General features: G+C 66.9%; 23 protein-coding genes. 17 read left to right on the forward strand and 6 right to left on the reverse strand.

From position 1 onward, the window contains the following. Positions 1-152 precede the first annotated feature (152 nt). From ASD67_RS09545 to ASD67_RS09580, 8 genes are read left to right on the forward strand one after another with little or no spacing between them, the layout of a single operon-like run. Positions 153-449 carry a BufA1 family periplasmic bufferin-type metallophore gene (locus tag ASD67_RS09545; RefSeq protein WP_056346295.1) on the forward strand — a complete coding sequence of 99 codons (297 nt, stop codon included), beginning with the start codon at positions 153-155 and terminating at the stop codon, positions 447-449. Between the two features lie 11 nt (positions 450-460). Beyond that, entirely contained in the window at positions 461-1330 is an 870-nt protein-coding gene (bufB, locus tag ASD67_RS09550) for an MNIO family bufferin maturase (protein ID WP_056346297.1), read from the forward strand. Then, the gene (locus tag ASD67_RS09555) at positions 1323-2036 is read left to right on the forward strand and encodes an HvfC/BufC family peptide modification chaperone (RefSeq protein ID WP_056346300.1); all 714 of its coding nucleotides are present in this window, start codon (positions 1323-1325) and stop codon (positions 2034-2036) included. Before bufB ends, ASD67_RS09555 begins: the two co-directional genes overlap by 8 nt. Next, a complete protein-coding gene (locus ASD67_RS09560) occupies positions 2033-2491 on the forward strand; it encodes a DoxX family protein (RefSeq protein WP_056346302.1) in 459 nt (152 codons plus the stop codon). The genes ASD67_RS09555 and ASD67_RS09560 overlap by 4 nt, the downstream gene beginning before the upstream one ends. Then, the gene (locus tag ASD67_RS09565; RefSeq protein ID WP_082544935.1) at positions 2488-3009 is read left to right on the forward strand and encodes a sigma-70 family RNA polymerase sigma factor; all 522 of its coding nucleotides are present in this window, start codon (positions 2488-2490) and stop codon (positions 3007-3009) included. Before ASD67_RS09560 ends, ASD67_RS09565 begins: the two co-directional genes overlap by 4 nt. A 1-nt stretch (position 3010) precedes the next feature. Further along, on the forward strand, positions 3011-3661 hold the full coding sequence (locus ASD67_RS09570; RefSeq protein WP_056346305.1) for an NrsF family protein: 651 nt from the start codon (positions 3011-3013) through the stop codon (positions 3659-3661). Between the two features lie 58 nt (positions 3662-3719). Then, entirely contained in the window at positions 3720-4490 is a 771-nt protein-coding gene (locus ASD67_RS09575; RefSeq protein WP_056346307.1) for a head GIN domain-containing protein, read from the forward strand. A 43-nt stretch (positions 4491-4533) separates the two neighbouring features. Further along, positions 4534-5244 (forward strand): head GIN domain-containing protein, encoded by a 711-nt coding sequence (locus ASD67_RS09580; protein ID WP_056346309.1) that lies wholly within the window; start codon positions 4534-4536, stop codon positions 5242-5244. Positions 5245-5277: 33 nt separating this feature from the next. Here the strand turns inward: ASD67_RS09580 and ASD67_RS09585 are convergent, their stop codons facing one another. Next, complete coding sequence (locus ASD67_RS09585; protein WP_056346311.1) at positions 5278-6081, reverse strand: SDR family oxidoreductase; 804 nt, start codon at positions 6079-6081, stop codon at positions 5278-5280. A 158-nt stretch (positions 6082-6239) separates the two neighbouring features. Between ASD67_RS09585 and ASD67_RS09590 the strand changes: the two genes are divergently transcribed. The 4 genes from ASD67_RS09590 (at position 6240) to ASD67_RS09605 (ending at position 10838) form a co-directional block, all read left to right on the forward strand. Continuing rightward, entirely contained in the window at positions 6240-7280 is a 1041-nt protein-coding gene (locus ASD67_RS09590) for a TonB family protein (RefSeq protein WP_156377635.1), read from the forward strand. A 117-nt stretch (positions 7281-7397) separates the two neighbouring features. Beyond that, complete coding sequence (locus ASD67_RS09595) at positions 7398-7643, forward strand: hypothetical protein (protein WP_235535621.1); 246 nt, start codon at positions 7398-7400, stop codon at positions 7641-7643. A 115-nt stretch (positions 7644-7758) separates the two neighbouring features. Further along, a complete protein-coding gene (gene secA, locus ASD67_RS09600) occupies positions 7759-10494 on the forward strand; it encodes a preprotein translocase subunit SecA (RefSeq protein ID WP_056346314.1) in 2736 nt (911 codons plus the stop codon). After that, positions 10494-10838 (forward strand): winged helix-turn-helix domain-containing protein, encoded by a 345-nt coding sequence (locus tag ASD67_RS09605; RefSeq protein WP_056346316.1) that lies wholly within the window; start codon positions 10494-10496, stop codon positions 10836-10838. The genes secA and ASD67_RS09605 overlap by 1 nt, the downstream gene beginning before the upstream one ends. Before the next feature lie 183 nt (positions 10839-11021). On the opposite strand, the gene ASD67_RS09610 is transcribed toward ASD67_RS09605, so the two are convergent. Continuing rightward, a complete protein-coding gene (locus ASD67_RS09610; protein ID WP_056346318.1) occupies positions 11022-11450 on the reverse strand; it encodes a hypothetical protein in 429 nt (142 codons plus the stop codon). A gap of 75 nt (positions 11451-11525) precedes the next feature. Between ASD67_RS09610 and ASD67_RS09615 the strand changes: the two genes are divergently transcribed. The 5 genes from ASD67_RS09615 (at position 11526) to ASD67_RS09635 (ending at position 16354) form a co-directional block, all read left to right on the forward strand. After that, the gene (locus tag ASD67_RS09615) at positions 11526-12260 is read left to right on the forward strand and encodes a sulfite exporter TauE/SafE family protein (protein ID WP_056346320.1); all 735 of its coding nucleotides are present in this window, start codon (positions 11526-11528) and stop codon (positions 12258-12260) included. A 174-nt stretch (positions 12261-12434) separates the two neighbouring features. After that, entirely contained in the window at positions 12435-13832 is a 1398-nt protein-coding gene (locus ASD67_RS09620) for a circularly permuted type 2 ATP-grasp protein (RefSeq protein WP_200938001.1), read from the forward strand. Then, positions 13832-14773: an alpha-E domain-containing protein gene (locus ASD67_RS09625; protein ID WP_056346321.1), complete on the forward strand. Its 942-nt coding sequence runs from the start codon at positions 13832-13834 to the stop codon at positions 14771-14773. Before ASD67_RS09620 ends, ASD67_RS09625 begins: the two co-directional genes overlap by 1 nt. An 8-nt stretch (positions 14774-14781) precedes the next feature. Then, positions 14782-15585, forward strand: coding sequence for a transglutaminase family protein (locus ASD67_RS09630; RefSeq protein WP_056346324.1), 804 nt, complete (start codon positions 14782-14784; stop codon positions 15583-15585). Between the two features lie 37 nt (positions 15586-15622). Beyond that, complete coding sequence (locus ASD67_RS09635) at positions 15623-16354, forward strand: peptidase (protein WP_056346325.1); 732 nt, start codon at positions 15623-15625, stop codon at positions 16352-16354. A gap of 177 nt (positions 16355-16531) precedes the next feature. On the opposite strand, the gene ASD67_RS09640 is transcribed toward ASD67_RS09635, so the two are convergent. From ASD67_RS09640 to ASD67_RS09655, 4 genes are all read right to left on the reverse strand, one after another. Beyond that, positions 16532-17458 carry a class II glutamine amidotransferase gene (locus tag ASD67_RS09640; protein ID WP_056346327.1) on the reverse strand — a complete coding sequence of 309 codons (927 nt, stop codon included), beginning with the start codon at positions 17456-17458 and terminating at the stop codon, positions 16532-16534. A 68-nt stretch (positions 17459-17526) separates the two neighbouring features. Beyond that, on the reverse strand, positions 17527-18645 hold the full coding sequence (locus ASD67_RS09645) for a DUF1501 domain-containing protein (RefSeq protein ID WP_056346328.1): 1119 nt from the start codon (positions 18643-18645) through the stop codon (positions 17527-17529). Between the two features lie 3 nt (positions 18646-18648). Continuing rightward, on the reverse strand, positions 18649-20079 hold the full coding sequence (locus ASD67_RS09650) for a DUF1800 domain-containing protein (RefSeq protein WP_056346330.1): 1431 nt from the start codon (positions 20077-20079) through the stop codon (positions 18649-18651). A gap of 90 nt (positions 20080-20169) precedes the next feature. Then, positions 20170-21339, reverse strand: coding sequence for a hypothetical protein (locus tag ASD67_RS09655; protein ID WP_056346333.1), 1170 nt, complete (start codon positions 21337-21339; stop codon positions 20170-20172). Positions 21340-21385 lie beyond the last annotated feature (46 nt).

Raw genomic sequence — 21385 nt, forward strand, 5'->3', positions numbered from 1 at the left:
CTCTCTGGTCCAGGGGGAAGGGCGCCTTTGCCCCACGAAGGTGGCGACAAGATGGCGCGAAATTCCGGCGCGGGCGTAACCCGGCGCCCGAGTCCTGCGAACAGCACCCTGATGCCATCCCCCGCATCAAGGGTTCAAACGGAGTATCCACCATGTCGAACAGCCTCAAACTCTCGCTCGCCGCCTCGGCCGTCCTTGCTATGGCCGCCGGTGCCTCGCTTTCCGGCCCCGCCTTCGCCGCCGATGGCGCCAAGGAAAAATGCTATGGCGTCGCGCTGAAGGGCAAGAACGACTGCGCCGCGGGCCCGGGCACCAGCTGCGCCGGCACTTCGACCGTCGATTATCAGGGCAATGCCTGGAAGAATGTCCCCAAGGGCAGTTGCGTGAAGATGGGCGGCACGCTGACCGCGCACAAGGGCAACGCCAAACCGGTCGCCAGCAAGGGCTGACCGGTCCGATCATGACACCCCCCCGCTCGTTCCGCGACCTGCCGCGACGCGCCGGCTTCGGGCTCAAGCCCGAGCATTATGCCGATGTGTTGGCGGCGGCGGAGCGGGCGACCCTGCCCGCCTGGGCCGAAATCCACCCCCAAAATTATTTCGGCGCAGGCGGGCCTCCGCATCGCTGGCTGACCGCGATTGCCGCGCATCTGCCGCTGAGTTTCCATTCGGTCGAGCTGTCGCTCGGCTCGGCGGCGGGCGTCGATGCGGAAGAGCTCGAAGTGCTCGCCCGGCTCTGTGACCGCTATCGCCCCGCGATGGTGTCGGACCATCTGAGCTGGAGCAACGGCGGCGATGACAAATTCCCCGACCTTTTGCCAGTTCCTTACAGCCACGCCGCGCTCGACCATTTTGTGACGCAGGTCGTCCGGGTGCAGAACCGGCTCGGGCGCCCCATGCTGATCGAAAATCCGTCGCGCTATGTGGCTTTTGCCGGGGATGATTGGGCGGAGGTCGATTTCCTTCACGAACTCTGCCGCCGCAGCGGTTGCGCGCTGATCCTCGACATCAACAATGTCGAGGTGTCGGCCCACAATCTCGAACTCGATCCCGACGCATGGCTCGCCGCCGTCGATCCCGCGCTGGTCGGCGAAATCCATGTCGCGGGCCATGCGGTCCAAGATGACGGGATGGGCGGGACGATCGCGATCGACGATCATGGTTCGCCGGTGCGGGCCAGCTGCTGGGACCGGCTCGCCAGCTTCCTGCGCCGCGCCGGGCCGAAACCGGTGCTCGTCGAATGGGACAGCAACGTCCCCGATTTCGCGACGCTGATGGCCGAGGTCGGGATCGCGGATGCGTTGCTCGACGCGGCGTGCGTTGATGCTTGAGCGCGACCAAGCGGCGATCGCGGCGGCGCTGGTTGCAGGACCCGCGCATTTGCCGCCCGACCTGTTCGCGGGCGAATGGGCGCACGTGCTGCGCGCGATGACGGTGCACGCCAACACGATTTCGCACGCGCGACTCGTCGCGCTCGAAAACACATTCCCGCGTACCCGCGCCTGGCTGGGCGAGACCGAATTCAACCGGCTGTCGCGCGATTTCGTCGAGCGTGGCGGAGCGAAGGGAAGGGCGCCTGCGCAGATCGGGGCGGGCTTTCCCGATTTCCTGACGCGCGAAAGCGGCGCGCTCGCGGCGGATATGGCGCGCGTCGAATGGGCTTGGCTTACCGCCTATCACGCCGCCGACGCCCCAGCGCTGACGCTCGTCGACCTCGCCGGGCAGGACGACGCGAGCCTGCTGGCGCTGCCGGTGCGGCTTCATCCCGCTGTCATGACAGTGGCGCTGACGAGCGATGCCGCGCCGATCCTCGATCCCGATCTGCTTGCCGGCACCGCCGCGCTGCTGATCACCCGGCCAGAGGCAGAGGTGCGGCTGTTGCCCACCACGCTCGCGACCCTCGCCACGCTTGTGGTTGCACAAAAGATCACACCTCTCGGTAACCTGATCGAACGCCTTGCCGAACATCAGGACGGAGACGGCGCTGCCGTCGTGCCGCTGATCGCGGCGGGTGCATTCGAGAGGGTCCGACGATGACGAAAGTGATGACGCTGTACGACCGCGCGGTGAGCATCGCCGGCGCGCGCGTCCCGGAGGGCCTGGCGCTGTTGCTGTTGCGCGTCGCGCTGGCCGGGGTGTTCTGGCGTTCGGGCCGGACCAAGGTGGTCGAGGGCAGCTGGTTTCGGATCAACCCCGACACCTATGACCTTTTCCGCACCGAATTTTCCGGCCTGCCGCTCGACCCGTCGATCGCGGTGCCGTTGACCGGCTTTGCCGAACATGTCTTTCCGATGCTGTTGCTGCTAGGGCTGGCGACGCGCTTATCCGCGGGCGCGCTGTTGGTGATGACGCTGGTGATCCAGATTTTCGTCTTTCCCGATGCCTGGTGGCCGGTCCACAGCCTGTGGGCGGCTATGGCGGCGGTGCTGATCGTGCGCGGCGGTGGGCTGTTCTCGCTCGACGCGCTGGCGCTGAAACTGCGCGGCCGGTGAGCATCGACGAACCGTCGCTGGCGCGGTTGATGGCGGCGTCGCAGCGCGGCGACCGTGCCGCCTATCGCGCGCTGCTGACCGATTGCCGGCGCTGGCTGGCACGCTATTTCGCCCGCCGCATCGCGCCGCACCAGATCGACGACCTGGTGCAGGAAACGCTCGTGTCGATGCACCGCAAGCTCGCGACCTGGGACAGCCGCCGCGCCTTCCTGCCCTGGCTCGCGGCGATCGCGCGCTATCGCTGGATCGATGCGCTGCGCCGCCAGCGCGATGCCGCCGAACTCCACGACGACGACGCCTTTGTCGACGCCGAGGACGAAGCGGTCCACGCGCGGCTCAGCCTCGACCGCATGCTGACGCAGCTGCCCGCGGGGCAGGCGCAGGCGATCACTTTGGTCAAGATCGAAGGCGCCTCGATCGCCGAGGCTGCGCAGATTTGCGGCCAGAGCGAATCGCTGGTCAAAGTGAATATCCATCGCGGGCTCAAGAAGCTGGCGCTCCTGATTGAAAGTGAATGAGATGACCGACGCATCGATCGACGAGCTGATCGACGGCCTGGCCGGCGACCTGCGGCCGGTGAAACCGCGCCGGATCGTGCGCGGCTCGCTCTGGGTTGCCGCGGGCTGGCTGGTCGGGGCCGCCGCGTTGTTGTGGCTGACCGGGATGCGCCACGACCTTGCGGCGGGCACGATGATGCCCGCGTTGCCGCTGCTCGCCTTTTGGACGATCGTCGCGCTCGGCGTCGCGGCGGCGTGGAGCGCGCTGCGCATGGGATTGCCCGGGGTCGGCCGCGATTACAGCGGCTGGCACTGGGCCGGGCTCGCCGCGCTGGCGCTGCCGGTCACCGCGATCGTTATCGGTTTCGGCGACCATCACGCCGCGATGGAGGCGGCGCGGCCCGAAAACGGCATGCGCTGCATGATCGAGGGCGTGGTGTCGGGGCTGGGCGTCGGCGTGGCGCTGTTCGCCTGGCTGAAGCGCGCCGCGCCGACCTCGCCGACGCGCGCGGGCTGGGCGATCGGCATCGCCGCCGGGGCCGCCGGGGCGACGATCGTCGCGCTCCACTGCGCGTCGAACGACATGATGCATATCGCGCTGTGGCACGGCCTTGCGGTCGCGCTGTCGGGGGTCGCCGGGCGCATCCTGCTGGCGCCGCTGCTGCGCTGGTAGCATCTGGACAGGTCCGAACCTGTGTGTTATTCATGCAATACACAAAGGAGATTGGACGATGCGGAACTGGACGATGGCGGCGCTGCCGCTGGGCTTGGCTCTAACCCTGTCGGTGACGGTGACCGCATGCAGCGGCACGGTGACGACCGAGAACAGCGACAAGGTCGAGACGCGTTCGGGCGACGCCGGTCCGCCGACGACGCAAAGCTATGCGCTCACCGGTTTCACCGAGGTCGAGGTGACCGGTCCCGACGATGTCACCATCCGCCAGGGCGACAGCTTTTCGATCATCGCCAAGGGGCCGAAGGCCGAGGTCGAGGAGCTCGAGATCAAGCTCGACGGCCCGACGCTGTCGGTCGGGCGCAAGCGCGAGGGGTTCAGTTTCCGCCGCGGCGACCATGACGGGGTCCAGATCGCGATCACCATGCCCCGGCTGAACAAGGTGCGGCTGACCGGATCGGGTTCGGTCGATGCCGATGCCGTGGACGGCGACAAGGTCGAGGCGGCGCTGACCGGATCGGGTGACCTCAAGATCGCGAAGCTCACCGGAAAGAGCGCCGACCTGACCGTATCGGGGTCGGGCGACATCGGGATCGCGGGCGGCGCCATCACCTCGGGTGAGATCGGCGTCACCGGATCGGGCGACGTCGACGCGGGCGGGCTGGTCGCGCAGACGCTCGATATTTCGGTCACCGGATCGGGCAATGTCGGGGCGCAGGCGACCGGCAAGGCCGATATCCGCATCCTCGGTTCGGGCGACGTCGACCTGACGGGTGGCGCGACCTGTTCGACCAAGACCATGGGATCGGGCACCGCGACCTGCAAATGATCGGCCGCTGGCGCCGCCCGCCCGGACGGGGTAGGACGGCGCCATGGCTTCGATGATCCGATGCGCCGCGCTCGCGGCCTCCGCCCTGCTCGCCGTCGCCTCCGCATCGGCGGCGGAGAAGCGTTTCGGCCTGACCAGTTTCGAGGCGATCGAGGTCAATGCCGACGTCGTCGTCGAGGTGGTGACGCGCGCGCCGGTGGGCGCGGTGGCGAGCGGATCGCCCGACGCGCTCGACCGGCTGACCGTCGAGGCGCGCGACGGCAGGCTGGTGGTCGGGCAGAAAATCTATGCCGGCGACGAGAATCGGCGCCAGCCGCTCGGCCCGCTGACGCTGCGCATCAACGCCGCGAACCTGCGGTCGGCGACGCTCGTCGGCGCGGGATCGCTGCAGATCGACAAGCTCAAGGGGACAAGGGTGACGATCGGGCTGCGCGGGCCGGGGCGGCTCATCGTCGGCGCGGTGACCAGCGACCGGCTGGCGGTCGCGATGGTCGGCAACGGCACGATGACGCTGGGCGGCGCTGCCAAAACGGCGCAGATGTCGCTGTCGGGGGCGGGTGTGGTCGACGCGGGCGGCCTGACGGTCGACGAACTGATCACCGACAGCGAAGGCACCGGCGACCATGTCTTCAGCGCCGTGAAGAGCGCCGCGATCACGACGCGCGGGGTCGGCAGCACGGTGGTCCTCGGCAAGCCGGTGTGCACTGTGCGCAATGCCGGGACCGGGACGGTGCGGTGCGGGGTCAAGAAATAAACGGTTCCCCTCCCGCTTGCGGGAGGAGAGACGCTATTGCCCCGCCGTCCCCAGCCCGTCGATCTTCTTCGACTGCTTCGCGATCAGCCCGGGGAACCAGCGCGCGAGGCGCGACAGGCGCTTGGCCATCTTGCCGACGGTGACATGGACCTTGTCGCCATGCACGGCTTCCCACGCCGCTTCGCCGACGCGTTCGACGGGGACGATCTCGAACCCGCTCGACGACAGGCGGTCGCGTGCGGGTTCGTTGCTGTCGGCGCTGACCTGGTCGAGCAGGGGCGTGTCGATGAAGCCGGGCATCAGCGAACGCACCTTGATGCCATATTTGGCGAACTCGATCTCGAGCGCCTCGGTCAATCCGCGCACCGCGAATTTGGTCGCCGAATAGATGGCGAGCCCCGCGACGCCATAGAAGCCAGAGGCCGAGCCGGTGTTGAGGATTGTCGATCCCGGCGTCGCGCGGAGCAGCGGCAAGGCGCTGTAGATGCCGTTGACGACGCCGCCGAAGTTGATCGCGATCAGCCGGTCGGCCTCGGCCGGCGGCATGTCGGCGAACTGGCCGCCGGTGCCGATGCCGGCATTGTTGAACAGCACGTCGAGGCGATCGCCGCTGGCCCTGGCGAAGTCGGCGAGCGCCGCCGCCCATTGGTCGCGGTCGCGCACGTCCATGATATGGCGCGACGAGGCGCCTTCGGGAAGCAGTGCGGCGGTCTCGTCGATCCCTTGCGCATTGAGGTCGGCGATCCCGACGAACCAGCCCTGCGCGGCGAAATGGCGCGCGGTCGCGCGGCCGATGCCCGATCCGCCGCCGGTGATGAAAATTGCCTTCCTGCTCATCCGCGCCCTCTCCTTACATTCTTGTCAGCGGCAGATGATGCGATGCCGGCGGCGAGGTCAAGCGGCAATCGTGGCTTGGCAAGGCGGAGAGAGACTGGCAATCCGATGCCCAGGGCAAATGGGGGTATGGCGTGCGAATTTTCCTGGGGGTTTTGACCATGTTGGCCGGCGCCGCCGCCGCGATCGCGGCACCGGGCGATGCGCCGCCGCTCGCGCGGATCACCGACCTGTCGGAGCCGCTGGCTCCTGCGGGCAACCCCGGAAGCTGGGCCACCAACGACGATTATCCGACCGGCGCGATGCTGGAGGGGCGCGAAGGGACGAGCGGGTTCCGCCTGACGATCGACAGCAGCGGCAAGCCGACGGCCTGCGAGATCGTCAGCCCGAGCGGTCATGCCGACCTCGATGCGGCGACGTGCCGGCTCGTCCTCGAACGGGCACGCTTCAAGCCGGGTGCCGACGCGCGCGGCAAGCCGGTGGGCGGTACCTATAGCAACCGCATCCGCTGGCAGATTCCCGCCGGGCATCGCCATTTTCCCGACGGCGGCGGGGTCGGGCTGAACGCGATGCTCGAGGGCTGGCCGCGACCGGCGTTGCCGACGCCCGAGACGACGACGATCAGGCCCGCCGACCATTATCCGGCAGCCGCGCTCGCCGCGGGTGAAGAGGGCGAGGTGCGCATGATGCTGTCGGTCGATGCGGGCGGGGCGGTCACCGATTGCATGGTCACCGGCGGCAGCGGGTCGGACGATCTCGACAATGCGGCCTGCGCGCTGATGCGGCGCGAGGCGAAGTTCGTGCCGGCGCTGGACGGCAATGGAAAGCCGACGGCCGGCCGCTTCGTCATGGATTACCAGTGGAAGCTGCCTGTCGTCGCGACGCCGGACGAGGCCGAACTGGCCGACGCGCTGGGTGAACTGCCCAGGAAGCGGGTCCCGCAATTCCCGATGAGCGAACCCGCCACGGGCTCATTCTCGATCGTGATCAACGCCGACGGCAGCGTCGGCGCCTGCGATTTTGCGGTGAAGGGCGCCAATGCGGCGATGCCGCAGGGCGCCAATCTTTGCGACCTGCTGGGAGGCAAGAATCGCTATGCGCCGTTCCTCGACGCTGCGGGCAAGCCGGTCGCGCGGCGCATCGTCCTGACCACCGACCTTAGTATCGGCGACGTGCCGACGGTCGAGGCGACGACGAAGTGACACCGGCTAACCCCTAGACGTCGCGGGCCTTTCACCCTATGTTCAGCATCCAGCGTGCTATAAACCGCGCACTGGACGAAAAAGGGGCTTATTTCTTTGCGTTTGTTGCTGACCCTGTTGGCTTTGCTTACCGGACTCGCCGGCGCCGATCGCGCCATGGCGGCGCCCGCGACGCCGGCTGCGATGGGGTCGATGCTGTTGCTTGCCGAAAGCGGGCAACAGAGCGAAACGACCGACAATGACCGCCGCCCCGTCACCACGACGCCGCCCCGGCGGACCGTCACCTCGGGACGCAAGCCGCGCAAGACCGCGCCGCCGCACCTTCCCGGCCTGCTCATCGGCAGCGACCGCGCGCTCGAATAGCGTCTGACCTCCGGGCGCTTCGGCGCCCGACGCCTATTGCGGCCGAGCGTTTGACGCGCGGCCGGACGACCGCAGCTGCGGTCCGCCTCTTCATCATATCCCAAGGAAATCCGCTATGTTCGGCAGCATTGCCAAGAGCCTGTTCGGCTCGTCCAACGACCGTTATGTCAATTCGATCCGCAAGATCGTCGACAAGGTCAATGCCTTCGAACCGACGATGCAGTCGTTCGACGATGCCACGCTGCAGGCACAGACCCAGAAATTCCGCGACCGGCTCGAAGCCGGCGAGACGCTCGACGACATCCTGCCCGAAGCCTTTGCCACGGTGCGCGAGGCGGCGGTCCGTACGCTCGGCATGCGCCACTTCGACGTCCAGTTGGTCGGCGGCGTCGTCCTCCACCGCGGCGAGATTGCCGAAATGGCGACCGGCGAAGGCAAGACGCTGATGGCGACGCTGCCCTGCTATCTCAACGCGCTCGAGGGCAAGGGCGTCCACGTCGTGACCGTCAACGACTATCTGGCGACGCGCGATGCCGAATGGATGGGCACCGTCTACAGCTTCCTCGGCCTGACCACCGGGATCATCGTCCCCAACCTCAACGAGATGCAGCGCCGCGACGCCTATAACAGCGACATCACCTATGCGACGAACAACGAACTCGGTTTCGATTATCTGCGCGACAATATGAAGTTCGACCGTCAGCAGATGGTCCACCGCACCTTCAACTTCGGCATCGTCGACGAGGTCGATTCGATCCTGATCGACGAAGCGCGCACGCCGCTGATCATCTCGGGCCCGACCGACGACAAGTCCGAACTCTATATCCGCGTCAATGAGGTGGTCCACCAGCTCGTCGAGGACGACTATGAAAAGGACGAAAAGTCCAAGTCGATCAGCCTGACCGAGGACGGCACCGAGCATGTCGAGCGCCTGCTCGAGGCCGCGGGCCTGCTCCAGGGCAGCAACCTCTACGACATCGAAAACACCCAGGTCGTCCATCACGTCAATCAGGCGCTGAAGGCGATCATCATGTTCCGCATCGACACCGACTATATCGTCAAGGACGGCAAGGTCGTGATCATCGACGAATTCACCGGCCGCATGATGGACGGACGCCGCTGGTCCGACGGCCTGCACCAGGCGGTCGAGGCGAAGGAAGGGGTGCAGATCGAGCCCGAGAACCAGACGCTCGCGTCGATCACCTTCCAGAATTATTTCCGCATGTATCCCAAGCTTTCGGGGATGACCGGCACCGCATCGACCGAAGCCGCCGAATTCTTCGACATCTACAAGATGAACTGCGTCACCATCCCGACCAACCGCCCGATCGCGCGGCAGGACGACGAGGACGAATTCTACAAGAATATCACCGACAAGTTCGGCGCCATCGCTAAGACGATCCGCGAAGCGAACGAGCGCGGCCAGCCGGTTCTGGTCGGCACCGTGTCGATCGAAAAGTCGGAACTTTTGTCCTCCTATCTCGAAAAGGAAGGCGTGCCGCACAGCGTCCTCAACGCGCGTTTCCATGAGAGCGAGGCGCATATCGTGGCGCAGGCGGGCCGCACCGGCGCGGTGACCATCGCGACCAACATGGCGGGCCGCGGCACCGACATCAAACTGGGCGGTAACGAAGAATTCCGCATCGACGACGAACTCAAGGACCTGCCCGAAGGTCCCGAGCGCGACGCCGGCATCGCGCGCATCCAGGCCGAGGTTGCCGCCGAACGCGAGGCGGTGAAGGCCGCGGGCGGGCTGTTCGTGCTCGCGACCGAACGCCATGAAAGCCGTCGCATCGACAACCAGCTGCGCGGCCGTTCGGGGCGTCAGGGCGACCCGGGCCTGTCGAAATTCTACCTCTGCCTCGACGACGATCTGCTGCGCATCTTCGGCCCCGACACGCTCTTTTCCAAGATGATGAACAAGAATCTCGAGGATGGCGAAGCGATCGGGTCGAAATGGCTGTCGAAGGCGATCGAGACCGCGCAGAAGAAGGTCGAGGCGCGCAACTACGACATCCGCAAACAGGTCGTCGAATATGACAACGTCATGAACGACCAGCGCAAGGTCATCTACGAGCAGCGCGGCGAGATCATCGACAGCGAGACCGTTGACGAAGTGATGTACGCGATGCGCGCCGAGACGGTGAACGCGATCGTCGCCGACGCGTGCCCGCCGGGCAGCTATCCCGAACAGTGGAATGTCGAGGGCATGAAGGAGCGCGCGCTCAACGTGCTCGACCTCGACCTGCCGATCGAGGCGTGGATGGAGGAAGATGCGGTCGACCCCGAGGTGTTCGAGGAACGCATCCAGGAACGCGCCGACGCCACCGCGGCCGAAAAGGCGGCGCTGGTCGATGCCGACACCTGGAAGAGCATCGAGAAATCGGTGCTGCTGCAGACGCTCGACCATCAATGGAAAGAGCATCTGGCAACCCTCGACGCGCTGCGCCAGGTTGTCTTCCTGCGCGCCTATGCGCAGAAACAGCCGATCAACGAATATAAGCAGGAGGCGTTCGCATTGTTCGAACGCATGCTGTCGACGATCCGCGAGGATGTGACGCGTACGATCGCGCGGATCGACCTGCGCTTCGAAGAACCCGAACCGATGCCGCTGCCCGACCTGCCCGATTTCCTGACGACGCACATCGATCCGTTCACCGGCGACGACAACAGCGCCGATATCGACGGCGGGTCGTTCGGGGCGATCGCCAATACGCTGCCGCCGATGCAGATCCCGCGCCCCGACCTGCCGCAGGGGGAAAACCCCTATGCGGAACTGGAAATCAGCCGCAATTCGCCATGTCCTTGCGGATCGGGCCGCAAGTACAAGCACTGCCACGGCGCACTGTGATGGCGGACGCCGGCCGGATCGAGCTTCGGCTGCGCATCCGGCTCGGCGACGCCATCGCGATGGGGCCGGGCAAGGCCGACCTGCTGGGCGCGATCGATGCGCACGGATCGATCTCGGCCGCGGCGCGCGCGATCGGCATGAGCTATCGCCGCGCCTGGCTGCTCGTCGAGGAAATGAACGGCTGCTTCGCGGCGCCATTGGTCGAAACCCGGCCGGGCGCGGGCGCGCAGCTCAGCGAGGGCGCGCGGGCTGTCCTGGCTGCGTTCCGGCGGGCCGAGGTGGTGGCGGTCGAGGCGGCTGAGCGCGAGCTGGCGGCGGTCGGCGAGTTGCTCAAGCCGGAGTGACGACGGGATTGGGGGTAGGAGGCGAAAAAATCGCAGCATCTCCCGTTCGTGTCGAGCGAAGTCGAGACACCCATCAAAAGCACTTGCCTTCGGGGTGTCTCGACTTCGCTCAACACGAATGGAAAGAGAGGGCGGTCTCGTTTCCACCCCCGACCGGTCAACCGGCCCGGGCCTGCAAAGCCGCTACGGCGCCCTCACCACCAGCACGCGCACGCTGGCGGCTTCGCCCTTCGACAGCGCCAGCTCATAGGTCCCGGGCTTGAGGTCGAACCACACCACCTTGCGGATGCCCGAACAGGCGGGGCCGTGGCCATGCTCGACCGATGTCTGCGCGGTGCCGCCCGCGACGAGGTCGATCCACACCTTGCTGCCCGCCGCGAGGCCGTAACGCCCGGCGGTCGTGATCGTCAGCGGCCGCGACGCGGCGCCGTCGGCGAGCGGCAGGGTCACCGGCGTCCCGATCGCGAGCGCCGCCGCATCGCCGTCGGCAGTCGCCCAGGCGGCGTAGGGCGTCTCGCCGAGGTCGGCGGGGGCGGCGCAGGACGCGGGGTCCGCTGCGAGCGCGGGCGCGGCGGTGGATAGCAACAGGGCGAGAAGCGCGGCGCGGTACATGAGGGCGGAGTCCTTCGGTCTGGCAAATCTATATTTCGATGTATATGGCTTGGCGCTACAGGCAAGGGGGATTTCATGGGCTGGCTGGCATTTGCATTCGGGGTGACCGCGCTGCTCTATGCCGCGGTCGGGTTTGGCGGCGGGTCGACCTATACCGCACTGCTGCTGCTCGGCGGGGTCGCGGTGGGGCTCGTCCCCGCGATCAGCCTCGCGTGTAATGTCATCGTCGTCACCGGCGGCACGATCCGCTTCGCGCGATCGGGGGCGATGCCGTGGGTGAAGGCGCTTCCCCTCATCGCCGTGGCGGCGCCGCTGGCGTTCCTCGGCGGGCTGACCCCGGTCAAGCAGGGCGTGCTGGTGATCCTGCTCGGCGTCTCGTTGCTGGCCTCGGCGATCGCGCTGCTCGTCCAGCCGCAGACGGCAAAGCCGGTCAAGCTCTCGCCGAAACTGCTGCTGCCGATCGCGGCGGGGCTCGGCTATCTCGCTGGCGTCGTCGGCATCGGCGGCGGCATCTTCCTCGCGCCCATCCTCCACCTCGTCCGCTGGGCCGAAGCGCGCAGCGTTGCCGCGACCGCGAGCCTGTTCATCCTCGTCAACAGCCTGTTCGGGCTGACCGGCCAGCTGATCAAGGGCAAGGGCGGCGAAATGGTCCACGCGGTCGCCGACCATTGGCCGCTGCTGGTCGCGGTGTTGATCGGCGGCGCGATCGGCACCCAGATCGCGGTGAAGACCGGGCCTGCGGCTCTGATCCGCCGACTGACGGCGCTGCTGGTGGGCTTCGTCGCCGTGCGGCTGCTCTTTGGTTTCTGACGCCTTTTACCCATCTTGCCTTCCCGCGCCGGAGTGCTAGCATCGCGCCTACAAGCTTGGCGGCCATGTAGCCGACAGGCGCGCAGCAGCTGGAACTCGAGGGCGCCGCACCCGTTGCGGTGAGCGAAGGCGTGTTGCGTGGAAAGGGCCGGCTCCATTAATTTCTTTGACGAGATGCAGGGCCAGGGGGGCGACGTCCGGACGCCCTACAGCGAATTTTGCGAGTGGTTCGATGCCGAGGAACCCGCGCGCATCCACCGCAAGGCGCAGCAGGCCGAGGCCTTTTTCCGAACCACCGGAATCACCTTCAACGTCTATGGCCAGGACGACGCCGACGAGCGTCTCATCCCCTTCGACGTCGTGCCGCGGATCATTTCGGCGAGCGAATGGCGCCGGCTGTCGCGCGGCATCGAGCAGCGCGTGCGCGCGCTCAACGCCTTCCTTCACGACATCTATCACCGGCAGGAGATTCTGCGGGCCGGCCGCGTCCCGATCGAGCTGATCTCGCGCAACGAGGCCTTTCTGCCGATGATGATGGGCATGGACCCGCCGGGCGGCGTCTATACCCATATCAGCGGCACCGACATCGTCCGTACCGGGGCGAACGAATTCTATGTGCTCGAGGACAATGCCCGCACCCCGTCGGGCGTGTCCTACATGCTCGAAAATCGCGAGACGATGCTCCAGATGTTCCCCGAGCTGTTCGCGAAAGTGCCGGTGCGCGAGGTCAGCGATTATCCGATCAACCTGCTGCGTTCGCTCGCCGCCTGTGCGCCGCCGATGTGCGGCGGCACACCGACGGTCGCGGTGCTGACCCCGGGCATCCACAACAGCGCCTATTTCGAACACAGCTTCCTTGCCGACCAGATGGGCGCCGAGCTGGTCGAGGGGCATGATCTGCGCGTCGTCGGCGGCCGCGTCGCGATGCGAACGACGCAGGGCTATAAGGCGATCGACGTCCTCTATCGCCGCGTCGACGACGACTTCCTCGACCCGCTGAATTTCCGGCCCGACTCGGTGCTCGGGGTGCCGGGGATCTGGGACGTCTATCGCGCCGGCGGCATCACCATCGCCAATGCGCCGGGCACCGGCATCGCCGACGATAAGGCGCTCTATTCCTACATGCCCGACATCATCGAATTCTACACCGGCGAGCGCGCGCTGCTGCCCAATGTGCCGACCTGGCGCTGCAGCGAGCCCGAGCATCTGCGCGAGGTGCTCGACAAATTGCCCGAGCTGGTCGTCAAGGAAGTCCATGGATCGGGCGGTTACGGCATGCTCGTCGGCCCCGCCGCGAGCAAGAAAGAGATCGCCGCCTTTCGTACCAAGCTGGAGGCGAACCCGCGCAACTATATCGCGCAGCCGACGCTGTCGCTGTCGACGGTCCCGATCTTCACCAAGAGCGGGCTCGCGCCGCGCCACGTCGACCTGCGCCCCTTCGTCCTGATGTCGCCGCAAGGCATCACCATCACCCCCGGCGGGCTGACCCGCGTCGCGATGACCAAGGGATCGCTGGTGGTGAATTCGAGCCAGGGCGGCGGGACCAAGGACACCTGGGTGCTGGAAGACTGATGCTGGGAAAAACCGCAGGCAGCCTCTTCTGGATGGCACGCTACCTCGAACGCAGCGAGAATAATGCGCGGCTGATCGACGCGGGGTTCCGCATCGCGCTGACCCGGTCGAGCACCGCCAAGGCCGAATGGAAATCGATCCTGATCACTGCGGGGTCGAACCAGGCCTATGCCGCAACGGGGCAGGAATATAGTTCGGCGAAGGTCGTCGATTTCATGCTCCGCGATCCGCACAATCCGTCGAGCATCATTTCGGTCGTCAAACAGGCGCGCGACAATGCGCGAACCGCGCGTACCTATCTCACCCGCGAGGTATGGGAGGCGGTCAACACCAGCTGGATGACGTTGGGCAGCCTGCTCAAGCGGCAGGTGCGCGACGACGATTTGCCCGATGTCCTCTCGGCGATCCGCCAGCAGAGCGCGCAGGTGCGCGGCGCCTGGACCGGCACGATGCTGCGCAACGACGGCTATAATTTCGCGCGCCTCGGCACCTTCCTCGAACGCGCCGACAACACCGCGCGCATCCTCGACGTCAAATATTACCTCCTGCTGCCCTCGGTCGCGCACATCGGCAGCTCGATCGACAATGTGCAGTGGGAAACGATCCTGCGCTCGGTGTCGGCGCACCGCGCCTATCACTGGCTGTATGGCGCGGAGATCAGCGCGCTCAAGATCGCCGAATTCCTGATCCTCTATAAACAGATGCCGCGCAGCCTCGCCTTCTGTGCGCAGAAGATGCAGGACAATATCGGCTGGTTGCAACGCGGCTATGGCGAGGAGGCCGAGGCGGGACGGATGGCCGACGCGCTGCTCCACAAAAAACTCGCGGGTCCGATCCAGGCGATCTTCGACGGCGGCCTCCACGAATATATCACCGACTTCCTCCGCGCCAATGCCGCGCTCGCGCAGCAGATCGAGCGCGACTATCGCTTTGTGGTTTAGGGTTTTTTATGCGCCTGCGCGTCGAACACACCACCCGTTATGAATATGATGGCCCCGTCAGCTATGCCTTGCAGCAGCTGAAACTGACGCCGAAGGAGCGGCCGGGGCAGCAGTTGATCCACCATTGGGCGATCGAGATCGCGGGCGGCACCAACCAGCTTCATTACACCGACCATCACGGCAACGGCGTCGATCTGGTCGCGGTCGATGCCGGCGCGCGCGAGCTTGTCATCCACTGCGTCGGCGAGGTCGAGCTGATCACCTGGGACGGGGTGATCGGGGTCCATCGCGGTGCGATGCCGCTGTGGACCTTCCTGCGCCCGACCCCGCTGACCCGCGCCGGGCGCCATGTCCGCGCGCTGACGGCCGAACTGCGGCGCGATTTCGGATCGGACATCGAGCGCGCGCACGCCTTGTCGGCGCTGATCCTGGAAAAATTGCCGTACAGCATCGGGGTTACCGGCGCCGACACCACCGCCGAACAGGCGCTCGGCGGGGCGGGCGGGGTGTGCCAGGACCATGCCCATATCTTCATCGCGGCGATGCGCCACCTCGGCCATCCGGCGCGTTATGTGTCGGGCTATCTGATGATGAACGACCGCACGCACCAGGATGCGACCCACGGATGGGCCGAGGCGCATTTCGACGCGATCGGCTGGGTCGGCTTCGACGTGTCGAACGGCCATTCGCCTGATCAGCGCTATATCCGCGTCGCCACCGGTCTCGATTATCACGACGCCGCCCCGGTTCGCGGCATGCGCTATGGTGCAGCGCAAGAAAATATGGTTGTCCAATTGCAGGTGCAGCAATAAGCGATAGCCTGAGCAGGATTGGGGGACCGAAAATTATATGACCTATTGCGTCGGCATGCGTTTGAACAAGGGGCTGGTGTTCATGTCGGACACCCGCACGAACGCGGGCGTCGACGACATCGCGCAGGTCCGCAAGATGCGCAGCTGGCACCTGCCCGGCGAGCGCGTCATCACCTTGATGTCGGCGGGGAATCTCGCGACGACGCAGGCGGTGGTCAGCCTGCTCGACGAACGCACCAAGGCGCCCGAGGAACGGCATCCGTCGATCCTCGCCGCGCCGTCGATGTTCGCGGTCGCGACGATCGTCGGCGAAACGCTGCGCCAGATCGTCACCCGCCACAATCCCGCCGGGCCCGCCGCCGAATCGCTGTTCCGCGCCTCGCTCATCGTCGGCGGCCAGATCAAGGGGTCCGAACCGCGGCTGTTCCTGATCTATCCCGAGGGCAATTTCATCGAGGCGGGCGAGGACAATCCCTTCTTCCAGATCGGCGAGACGAAATATGGCCGCCCGATCATCGTGCGCTCCTATGACCCCGCGATGTCGTTCGAGGATGCGGTGAAGCTGCTGTGCGTCTCGTTCGATTCGACGATCCGCGCCAATGCCGGGGTCGACCTGCCGATCGACCTCAAGATCCACGAACGCGACGATTATGTCGGGGTCCACGAGCGCCGCTTCGAGCGCAACGACGCCTATTTCCAGAGCGTCGCCGACGGCTGGGCCGAGGCGCTGGGCATCGCGCTGGCGGAATTGCCGGATTTTCACTTTTAGGCATAGGCTACCGGCCGTCTGATGACGGATGTTGGTTTCCGTTCCCCGGCGAAGGCCGGGGTCCAGAGCTTGACAACGCAACGGTTGCTTTCGGCCGCTCTGGGGCCCGGCCTTCGCCGGGGAACTGCTTGGGAGGAGCGCCCGCTCCCCAGCGCCAAAGCTGCCTTTCGCTATGTCCTACCGCGCCAGCGGCACCACCCGGAATTTCGGCCGGTCGCCGTGCATTTCGGCGTGGAGCATCGCATATTCGGGCACCGGCATCCATGTCGCGCTGTTCGACGACAGCGGCTCCGACGCGACGATAATCGCGCGCGGCTCCTCCTCGCCGCCGACCATCTGCCACTCGCCATCGTGCAGGCCGTAATCGCGGCCGGTGGTGAACCACATCGACAGGAAATTCATGTTCGCCTCATGCACTTGGTCGGGCGACCCGGTGCGGTAATGGCCGAAGTCGAAACAGTGACGCAGCCCGAGGATCTGGCGCCCGGTGGTCAGGAACAGGTTGCAGCTCGACGAGATGGCGATGCCATGGTGGCGCCGCGCGCGTTCCAATATGTCGACGGTTGCCTGCACGGCAGCGATCAGCGTGTCGCCGTCGGGCTCGACGCGCCAGTCGGGAAGCTGCGAGAGCAATAGCGCATAGACCCATTCGCTGTCGGTCGATCCCGAAATCTGCGCGAGCAGTTCGGGGGCGATGTCGGCCATCAGCACCCCCTTCATCTCGCCGATGCGATAGATGTCGCCATTATGCGCCATCGCGACCGCGGCGCCGGGGAAGTGGAAGGGGTGGGTGTTCTGCTCGCTGACCTTGACCGTCGTCGAGTAAGCGACGCCGCGGACATGCGCGATCACGCATTCGGCGCGGGTCTTGATCGCCAGCGATTTGAGGTTGCCGTCGAACACCGGCAGCGACGGCGAGCGATATCGGTGCGGCTCGTGCGGGGCGTGCGACGCGGCGTCCCACGCCATCATCCCGAACCCCGCGAGGTTCAGCATGTGCAGCATCTTGGGCATATAGGCCTGATTGACGAGGCTGGAGTCGGGTTTGAACAGCAGGTCGTCGAGCGTGACCCGCTCGCCCAGATACATCATCGCCCGGCACATCGGCTATCCCCTTGCCCCACCGGGAGGGATGCTACACGAGGGCAGAGGACCTGGCGAGAGGGCCTCGTTCAGGCCAGCACCCCAGGATAGAGCGTCCGCTTCACCTCGACCGGGTCGAGCGCATAATGATGCGCGACGGCGTCGGCGATCATGCTTTCGAGGCCGCGCGTCGGTTTGAGGTCGCGCCCGTCGAGCAGCGCCGCCGTGCCCAGCCCGGGCCAGTCGGCCGCGACCGTACCGCCCTTCGCCAGCCGGCCGCCGAAGAGCAAAGCCGCCGATCCGGTGCCATGGTCGGTGCCGCCGCTGCCGTTAATCGCGACGGTGCGGCCGAATTCGGTGGCGACGATGACCAGCGTGTCCTTCCACGCCGGCCCCAGCCCCGCCTTCAGCGCGCCGACCAGCTGATCGAGCCCGCGCAACTGCGCCGTGATGCGGCTGCGCTGGGCGCTGTGCGTGTCCCAGGCGCCGGTTTCGACCATCATCACCCGCGCGCCGTCGGCGGGCAGCATCAGCGAGGCGGCGAGCCGGCCGAGGTCGGCGCCGTTGCGGCCGTTGTTGCCGCCGATCTCGCCCGCCAGCTCCTGCGTGCGGATCGCGCTTTCCCACAAGGGGTGCAGCAGCGCGTCCTTTTCGTAGAGCGCCGACAGCCGCGCGATCAGGTCGGCATTGGCCTGCGGCAGGCGGCTGGGGACGTAGGTGGCGACGGGCAGGGCGCCGCGCAGGGCGAGCGGGACGGACGGGGCCACCGCGAGCGCGCTGCGCCCGTCCGCCGGCAGCAGCGACAGCATCCGGTTCATCCAGCCGTCCGCGCGGCCATAGGGGCGCGTGCCGCCGCTTTCGAGCATATTCTGTCCGTCGAAATGCGACCGGTCGCGATAGACGGTCGCGACCGCATGCGCGACATGCGCCTCGCGCGCCGCGAACAGCGCGGCGGCGCTTTCGAGCGCGGGATGCAGCGTGAACAGGCCGTCGAGTCGCGCGCCGGTCGCGGCTTCCTCGACCAGCGCGGCGCGGACCCCGGCGAAGGCCGGGTCGCCGGTCGGAGCCGCGATCGCCAGCCCGTCGGCGGCGCCGCGCTGGATGACGAAGATCAGCCGCCGGTCGGTGGGCGCGGCGGCGAACGCCATTGCCGGGAAGACGGCGGCGCCGATGCCGGCGGCGATGACGGTGCGGCGGGTCAGGATCATCGTCTATCTCCGCAAGAAGGCAGGGCTGCCGAAGAGCATCGCGAGACCCTGTGCCGGGCTGTCGGCGCCTGCGATCGCTTCGGCCAGATCGGCGGTGAGCGCGTCGCCGAGGATTTGCGGCGCGAGCGCGCGCGCGTCGACTCGATCGCCGATCCGGGCCGTGATGCGGCTGGCGAGATCGACGCGCTGCATCAGCCCGCCCGATCCGGCCCATGTCGCGACGGTATCGCCAAAGCCGGCGGGCGATTCGGGCCGCCATATCTGCTGGCCGAGCTGGCCGAGGAGGTCCGGGACATTCTGGCGCTCGCCGAACATCGGCACGGGCAGTCCGCGGGCCATCGACACCGCCCAGTCCCACGGCGACTTGAACATCACCGGGCCGCCCTGCCAGGGTTCGGGCGAGGCGATGAGGGTGCGGTAGAGCGACGGGAGATCGCCGCCGCTGCGCAGGAAGTCGGCGGCGAGGCGGTCGACCAAAGGCGGTGGCGGGTCGTCGGCGGTGAAATGGCGCGCGAGCCTGGTCGCGATGTGGCGCGCGGTCGCGGGATGCGCCGCGAGGTCGCGCAGCACCGCTTCGGCCTGTTGCGGGCCGGTGTCGGGGTAGCGCCTGCCGAGGATCACCTGCTCGCCGGGCTGGTGCCGTTCGGCGATATAGATGCTGTCGCCGGGCTGCGAGCCGTCGGGGACCAGCTGGCGCAGCGCACCGCGACCGAGGCCGGCGACCGACAGGCCGGTGAGCGCGCGGGCGAAAGCGGTGACGTCGGCCTGCGTATAGCCGCTGCGCACGCCGAGCGTGTGGAGTTCGAGGATTTCGCGTGCGAGATTTTCGTTGAGCCCCGGCCGGCCGCGCGGACGGCTCTGGCGGACGGCGAAGGGGCTGTCGGGCCCGACGCTGAGCACCTGGTCCAGGTAGAGCTGCATCGCGGGATGGCGGATCGCGGCGATCAGCAGGTCCGAAAAGCGGCCCATGATGTGCGGGCGGATCGCGCTGAACTCATAGTTACCCGCCAGGCCTGACACGAACTGCTTTTCGGTCGAGACGGCGAAATGATTGGCCCAGAAATGGACGAGGCGTTCGGCGAAGGGGGTCGGTGAGGCGACCGCGGCGGCGAAGCGCGCGGCTGCGGCGTCGATGTAGAAGAGGCGGATCGCCTCGCGCGCCTCGCGCCGGGCGGCGGGCTCCCTGCCGCGCTCGTCGGCGGTGGTCGCCGCGCCGGTCTTGCCGGCCATCGCGTCGCCCTGCTCGCGAAAGAGGATGTAGGTCTCGGCGATCTCGCGGGGGCCGGGGAGTGCCGCGATGGCTTGCGGCGACGGCTCGAAGGCGCCCAGTTGCCGCTCCAGCGCCGCCTGTGCCGCGCGCGCCGAGGTCGACGCCGCGTCATCGGGATGGTGGCCGAGCCCGAAGCGGTTGGCGGCAAGATAGTCGATCGCCATGCGGCACCTTTCCAGCCCCTCTTGCCCCGCCTATAATCGCGGCAAGATGTCGCAAAGCTGTACCGGCCGTGCGGCGCGGCACGGTTCGTCTCAGGCCAGGGGCTTGTCGTAGATCTGGTACACGCGGTTGACCTTGGCCTCGATCGCCCCGGCGACCGCATTCATGCCCTGATTGTCGTCGAGCACCCAGCCGATGTCGCCGAACTGCGTACCATAGTCGCGCACCGCGTCGCGGCGGATGAATTCGATCATCATGAAGGCGAGGGTGCTCGCCATGCGGCTGTTCTGCAATTTCGTGGCGACGCCCATCAGCGGCACGCGCAGCGTGCGGCTCTTGGGCTTGCGCAGCCACCAGAGCAGCCGCGCCCAGTTGAAGGGCCATAGCGAACCCTCCATGTCGATCAGCAACTCGTTGATATTGGGCAGCACGATCATGAAGGCGACGGGTTCGCCGTCGAGTTCGGCGACGCGGATCAGGTCCTCGAAGACGATGTCCTTCAATTTCTTGCCGATGAAGGCGATCTCGCTGTCGGTGAGCGGGACGAAGCCCCAATTGTCCGACCAGGCGTCGTTGAGCAGCCCCATGATGAGCTTCGCCTCGGCGTCGAACCTTTTCTTGTTCACCTTGCGGATGCGGATGCGTTCGTTCTTTTCGCCCGCCGCGACGATGCGGTTGACCAGCGACGGGAAGCCGTCGTCGACGCGCACGCCATAGTTGAGCAATTGCTTGACCGGGTTGTAGCCCGCGCCCTCGATCCAGCCGCGATAGAGCGGGCTGTTGTGGCCCATCATGATAGTGGGGATGTCGTCGAAGCCCTCGATCAGCAGTCCGGGTTCGTCCCAGATCGAAATCGACAGCGGGCCGAGCGACCGCGTCATGCCCTGGCCGCGCAGCCAGTCCTCGGCGGTGACGAGCAGCGCGCGCGCCACCTCTTCATCCTCGGCTTCGAGCAGGCCCCAGTTGCCGGTGCCCGGACCCATGCCCTGTTCGGCGGGCTGTTCGAGCGCGAGCGTATCGATATGCGCCGATATGCGCCCCACCGTCCGGCCGTCGCGGCGCGCGGTGAAGAATTGCGCTTTGCCATGTTCGTACCAGGGGTTCTTGCCCGGGGTCAGCAGGTCGAAAACCTCGCCCTTCAGCGGCGGCACCCACGCCGGATCGCCGCGATTGAGCCGATAGGCGAGCTCGACGAATTCGCGCGTGTCGGCCTTGGTCTTGACGGGGTGGATGGTGACGGGGCCCTGATGATGTGCGGCCATGGCTGGTTTCCTGAACGATGTGTCCTATATCTGTGGCGAGGCATTA

This window comes from Sphingopyxis sp. Root1497 (assembly GCF_001427085.1).
Classification (GTDB): domain Bacteria; phylum Pseudomonadota; class Alphaproteobacteria; order Sphingomonadales; family Sphingomonadaceae; genus Sphingopyxis.